The organism is Microcystis sp. M_QC_C_20170808_M3Col (genome assembly GCF_007095505.1).
GTDB lineage: Bacteria > Cyanobacteriota > Cyanobacteriia > Cyanobacteriales > Microcystaceae > Microcystis.
In genome coordinates, this window is the sequence record NZ_SFBY01000357.1 from 1 (window position 1) to 3,661 (window position 3,661).

Consider the following 3,661-nt stretch of genomic DNA (forward strand, 5'->3'; position numbering starts at 1 on the left):
TGATGACAATAAGTTATGACTTAGAAACTAATCAACAACTAAAGCTTATGCTTGTAGCTAAGTGAAATCATTGATTAAGAGACCTGTACTTTTCAATAACTTTTTGCCGCAAACCCTAACTAGGGTTTGCGGCAAAAAGTTTTTTTAGTTGATATAATCAAGCCCAACAATTTCCCCCTTACCGGCAATTACTTCACCGATTTGGTAGGCATTAATCCCAGAGGATTGTAGTTGATTAATAGTCGATCGAGCCAGATCTGATGGGACAATGATCACAAAACCGATACCCATATTAAAAGTATTAAACATGGCTTCGGAATTAACCGATCCCATCTGGGCTAACCAGCGAAAAATCGGCAAAACTGGCCAACTTTCGGGATAAATCTGCACGGAATGCCCTTTACCTAAGCAGCGGGGCAAATTTTCCGGGATGCCACCCCCAGTAATGTGGGCCATGGCGTGAATATCTAACCCAGAGCGCAGAAGTTCTAGCACAGGTTTGACATAAAGTCTAGTGGGAGTTAACAAAACTTCACCTAAGCTAGAGCCGGTCAAAATTTCGGGGCAATCTTGCCAATTTAAGCCCTGGGTGTCGATAATCTTGCGAACAAGACTAAAACCGTTACTGTGAACCCCACTACTGGCTAAACCGATAGCCACATCGCCGATTTGCACCTTACCGCCGTCGAGTAATTGACTTTTTTCGACAATACCGACGCAAAAACCCGCTAAATCGTACTCTCCTGCCGAATAAAACCCCGGCATCTCCGCCGTTTCCCCTCCCAAAAGAGTACAACCACTATCACGACAGGCACTAGCGATTCCCGATACCACCGCCGCTAACTGTGACGCTTCCAGTTTACCGGTGGCGAGATAATCTAAGAAAAATAAAGGTTCAGCCCCGGAGGTTAAGACATCGTTGACGCACATAGCCACGAGGTCAATTCCCACCGTATCATGGCGATTGAGACTATGGGCAATTTTCAACTTGGTTCCTACGCCATCAGTTCCCGATACTAACACCGGTTGCTGATAACCGGAAGGTAACTGAAAATAGCCGCCAAAACCGCCTAAACCGCCGATAACTTCGGGACGGAAGGTACTTTCCACATTTTGGCGAATTTTCTCGACGAAAGCGCGTCCCGCTTCCACATCCACGCCCGCTTCTTTATAATCCATGCCCAATTGACCGATTGTATCTCTCAAATTTTACCCGGATTTCGAGCGCACTCGCTCCCTTTTCCAGCTAAACCTAACCACAATTTTTGATTGTTACAAGGGGTCTAATCTTCTTGGGGATATTTTTCCCAAAGATCTGTGATTTGGCGAAGACTTTGGAAGTTGCCATTACCGAGGATCAAATGATCTAGGAGAGGAATGGCTAGATAGGTAGCCCCCTGTAATAATTGTTCTGTGAGTAAAATATCGTCTTGACTAGGCACAAGTGACCCGGTGGGGTGATTATGGGCGATAATTAACTTAGTAGCTGATTGTTTCACTACTTCTCGAAAGATTTCTCGCGGATGTACCAGTGTTTCCGTGGCTGTGCCGATAGTAATCACTTTTAGTGCGATTAACTGATTTTTGACATCGAGTAAAATAACGGCGAAACGTTCCTGAGACTGATACATTAGTTCGTGTCCAAGGATAGCGGCAGCGGTATCGGGACTATCGATGACCATTTTTTCCGTCGGTCGTCGTTGAAAAGCTCGTTTTCCCAATTCGATCGCCGCTAGAATAGTAGTGGCCTTAGCCGGTCCAATGCCATGAATAGCGGTTAATTCCTGGGGCTGAATATCCCTCAAAACATCCAAAGGATCCCGGCGATATTTACTCAATTCGTTGAGAATATGCTGTCCTAAACCCACCGCCGAGAGTTTCCCCTTACCTTGACCTGTAGCTAGTAAAATCGCTAATAATTCGGCGTTACTGAGGTTTTTCGCCCCGACGCTGATTAAACGTTCCCTTGGTCTTTCACTGACAGGAATATCGGCAATTCTTAAGCTGTAGGTCATGGAAGTGGCAAGCTACCGCGATAAAATTCCATCATAATCGCAATTTTAGCCAGTGCCTAGAGGGATTTTGCGGGCAAATCAAGGGGAAAAACTCTCCTTACTGATAGCGAATTCCCGCATCTTCGAGGCGCTGCAAAGCTTCCCCTAATCGCGGGATATCGGCGATTAAACTGACGCGCACATAACCTTCCCCTCCCTCTCCAAAAGCATTACCCGGAGTGACAACAACACCGGTTTTTTGCAGGACGCTGAGGGCGAAATCCGTGGAAGTCATGCCGACGCTACAGGGGACCCAGAGATACATTGTCGCCCTAGAGGGGGGAATATCCCAACCTAATTGCCCCAAACCTTTGATTAAAAAATCTCGTCGCTGCCGGTATCTTTCCTGTACTTGTTTGACGTATTCATCCGGCAGTTGTAGGGCGGTTTCGGCCGCTTTTTGGATGACGGAAAAGATGCCATAATCGAGATTAGTTTTCAGGGTGCGTAACCCTTGAATAATATCGGAATTGCCCACGACAAAACCGACGCGCCACCCGGCCATATTATAGGTTTTCGAGAGGGTATGAAATTCCACACTAATCTCTTTTGCCCCCGGAATTTCTAATAAACTGGTGGGCTGATAACCATCAAAACTTAATTCCGCATAACAGAGATCATGGACGAGCATAATCTCATAGTGCTGGGCCCAAGCAACGATTTTTTCAAAAAATTCCCGGGGGGCAACGGCGGCCGTGGGGTTACTGGGATAGTTAAAATAGAGGATTTTCGCCTGTTTAGCCACATCTTCGGGGATAGAATCGATATCTATCAGCCAATCCTGTTCTGCTTTTAAGATAATCGGGTATAGCGTCGCCCCAGCAATCAAGGGACCGCGAAAATGGGCGGGATAGGCGGGACTGGGAACCAAGACCACATCGCCGGGGTTAACATAAGCTAGGGCGAGGTGAGATAGGCCCTCTTTGGAACCTAGCAGGGGTAAAGCTTCGTTATCGGGATTGAGTTCCACTCCATAACTGCGATCATACCATTTAGCGATCGCTTCTCGGAAACTGGCGGTTCCTTCAAAGGGTGGATAACCGTGAAATTGGGGGGTTTCAAAAGCTTGAATGGCCGCTTCGATAACTGGACGCGGGGCAAAACCGTCGGGATTACCCATCCCTAAATCGATTAAATCTAGTCCTTCTTTGCGTGCTAAGGCTTTTAATTCATCCAAACGGGCGAAAACGTAGGGGGGTAAGGCACTTAATCGCTTGGCGCGGCTATTCGTCCAATTTACACTCATCGAAAATTTTGGGTCTGAAACCCCGTCGTTCTACGACGGCTTTACTGTTAAATACTAGCGCATTTACACGATATATGCTAGAATGTAAGACATGGAGAAAGCCTATTCTTACCGATTTTACCCCACACCCGAACAAGAGTCGCTATTGCGGCGCACTTTGGGCTGTGTAAGATTGGTTTACAACAAAGCTCTCCACGAACGAACACAAGCATGGTATGAAAGACAAGAAAGAGTAGGATATACTGAAACCTCTTCAATGCTAACCGATTGGAAAAAGCAAGAAGAATTAGACTTTCTCAATGAAGTAAGCTGTGTACCTTTGCAACAAGGGTTAAGACATTTACAAACAGCTTTTACCAAT

4 protein-coding genes are annotated in these 3,661 nt (G+C 46.2%); 1 reads left to right on the forward strand and 3 read right to left on the reverse strand.

Annotated features, from left to right (window positions below; genetic code table 11):
- Positions 1 to 144: 144 nt before the first annotated feature.
- From purM to EWV84_RS16335, 3 genes are all read right to left on the reverse strand, one after another.
- Entirely contained in the window at positions 145 to 1,179 is a 1,035-nt protein-coding gene (gene purM, locus EWV84_RS16325; RefSeq protein WP_287078851.1) for a phosphoribosylformylglycinamidine cyclo-ligase, read from the reverse strand.
- Between the two features lie 104 nt (positions 1,180 to 1,283).
- The gene (radC, locus tag EWV84_RS16330; RefSeq protein ID WP_002732646.1) at positions 1,284 to 2,015 is read right to left on the reverse strand and encodes a RadC family protein; all 732 of its coding nucleotides are present in this window, start codon (positions 2,013 to 2,015) and stop codon (positions 1,284 to 1,286) included.
- 97 nt (positions 2,016 to 2,112) lie between these two features.
- Positions 2,113 to 3,300, reverse strand: coding sequence for an aspartate aminotransferase (locus EWV84_RS16335; protein ID WP_287078849.1), 1,188 nt, complete (start codon positions 3,298 to 3,300; stop codon positions 2,113 to 2,115).
- Positions 3,301 to 3,391: 91 nt separating this feature from the next.
- Between EWV84_RS16335 and EWV84_RS16340 the strand changes: the two genes are divergently transcribed.
- A partial coding sequence (locus tag EWV84_RS16340; RefSeq protein WP_287078850.1) for a helix-turn-helix domain-containing protein occupies positions 3,392 to 3,661 on the forward strand: 270 nt, incomplete at its 3' end.